We start from the raw sequence: 2,406 nt of genomic DNA on the forward strand, positions 1-2,406 counted from the left end.
GTGGTCATCTGTCGTAGCTCACGAATCTTTTCAGCTTCAGGGGATGAGACTCGGTCTCATCTGTCGTAGCTCACGAATCTTTTCACCTTCAGGGGATGAAACAAGTGCTCATCTGTCGTAGCACTAGAATCTTTTCGCCTTCAGGGGATGAAACATGTGCTCATCTGTCGTAGCTCACGAATCTTTTCAGCTTCAGGGGATGAGGCATGTGCTTATCTGTCGTAGCTCACAAGTCTTTCCTCTTTCAGGGGATTAGACTCGGTCTCATAAATTCCATGTAATAATATCTAAGTTTTCAGAAAAATATGTTAGAATGAAAATTGTAGCCTGAAAATTATGGCAGCTAGGTTTGCAAATCAAAAAAATGTAATAGTGAAAGAATCGAATTTCCATCATGGTATGTGATAACTGTTCATTTATCAATTGAGCACAGACTAAGGGGTTGAGTGAAAAATGAGTTTTAGGCCAATGCACATAAAGAATGCTTTTGAATTACCTAAAGAAGCCGCGTTGAATGAATTTTATGAACGAATGATTACAATCCCGATTGAAGCCAGAACCAATTTGAAAAATGAACTCACTACCGTCATTGGCGAGGACCGAACAAGGGGCGTATTTATTCGCTATGGCTGGCATTGTGGTGTGAGTGATGGGGAAAAAGCCATGTCCTTGCAATGGGACGATGAGATGGATTTGGTCCTTGCCGGTCCTAAATTTCATCGGTTGCATGGTTACTTAGATAAAGTAGAAATTCTGGAAATGAGCTTTGATGAGAATAAGAAGGTCAATTTTATTGAAGTCCTTTGGATTAATACCTTTGAAGCGTCTCAATATTTAAAAGCTAAAGGCCACAGTAAAGAGCCTGTTTGTCACAACCTGTGTGGTTATGCAAGCGGTTACTTATCGAAAGTGCTGCAGCAGCCGATCCTTGTTAAGGAAGTGGAATGTAGGGCAATGGGCCACGAGCAATGCAAATGTATTTGTATGCCCATTGAAAAATGGGGCGAAGAAATTACCAGTGACCTGAGTTATTATCAAGCGAATAGTATGATACAGGAACTCGATGAAATAACAGCGAAATTAAAAATGGAGCGGGACCATTTAAGTAAAGCGAGTGATATCCACCGGCAATTAATTGATGAACTACTGTCTAACCAAGGCTTACAAAAAGTAGTTGATATTTTATTTGAAACGACTGGCTTAACCGTCTTTATTGAAGATGAATACAATCAAATCATCGTAAAATCAGGAAACCTTCCAGATCAGCTTACTTTACATACATTTAGAGATTCGAACACAACATTTGTACGTTATTCAGACAAGCTCTCATTGTTACGCACCCCAATTATTAATGGAGAGCAAATGAAAGGCTATTGTTCTTTTGTTTATACAGGTGAAAATCAGCCAAATGAGCTTGATTATATGATTATTGAAAAGGCAGCTATAACGTCTTCGCTTATATTAATGAATGAAAGTATAAAAGTGAATACGGAGCAAACGATTAAACGGAGCTTTTTAAATGATATCTTGGAAGGTCGATTAGCCAAGGAAGAAATGTATAAAATCGCCTATTATTTAGATTTCAATCCTTCCTCGACCTATTGGATGCTAACGTTAGAGCGTTTTGTAAAGGAATTAAAAATTGAACATGAAATCGCGTTTAACGAAGAATGGATTCGTCATATTCATCTATTTTTGAAAGAGCGCAAAATCAATTCCATCGTTTCCCAAAAACTCAACAAAATTATTATCTTACTGGAGTATCCTACCTTTGAAAGTTTGCATCTATCACAGTCTACCTTTATTGATCAATTGTTAAAACATTGTTCGCGGCGCTTCCCAAAATATAGGATCTCTGTTGGAGTTAGCTCTGTCATCCAGGAGTTTTCACAAACGGACACGCTCTACAAGGAAACATTGGCGGCATTACGTGCAACAAACAATCGAAAAAATGTGTACTACTTCGAAGAGCTAGGAATTGAAAGCGTTTTATTCCAAATACAGGATGATGTGTTGATTGAGCGCTTTGTAAATCAACATATTGGCAGGTTATTAGAAGCAGACAGTCATGAATTTGAGTTAATAAAAACGTTATATGCCTATATAGATAATGGAAGCAGTATTAACAATACTGCGAAGGAATTATCCATGTCGATTAGCGGATTACGCTATCGACTGGCGAAAATTAGTGAGATTTTAAACCATGATCTGAACGACACCCAATATGCCTTCACGCTGTATTTAGCCATCAATATTTTAAAAGCAAAAGGAAAAATGCAGATTTAACCTATAAGGCCTTGCCCATTCACTTGTGGATGGACAAGGCTTTTTTGTGTTCTAGGAAATTATAGATTTACTACTTGTGGATAACTTTTTACAGGTTTAGATACGTCCAGCTCCAGCGCC

Annotated in this window: 1 protein-coding gene; it reads left to right on the forward strand. The window is 38.0% G+C overall.

Annotation, left to right across the window (positions count from 1 at the left end):
- The first annotated feature begins 453 nt into the window (after nucleotides 1-453).
- Entirely contained in the window at nucleotides 454-2,286 is a 1,833-nt protein-coding gene (locus tag V7266_RS26575) for a helix-turn-helix domain-containing protein (protein ID WP_335472228.1), read from the forward strand.
- Nucleotides 2,287-2,406: the final 120 nt, after the last annotated feature.

The organism is Neobacillus drentensis (assembly GCF_036965645.1).
Taxonomy (GTDB): domain Bacteria; phylum Bacillota; class Bacilli; order Bacillales; family Cytobacillaceae; genus Neobacillus; species Neobacillus drentensis_D.

What these genes read in the sequence shown, in the direction of transcription:
- V7266_RS26575 (WP_335472228.1), top strand. Translation starts at nt 454, where the DNA reads ATGAGTTTTAGGCCAATGCACATAAAGAATGCTTTTGAATTACCTAAA.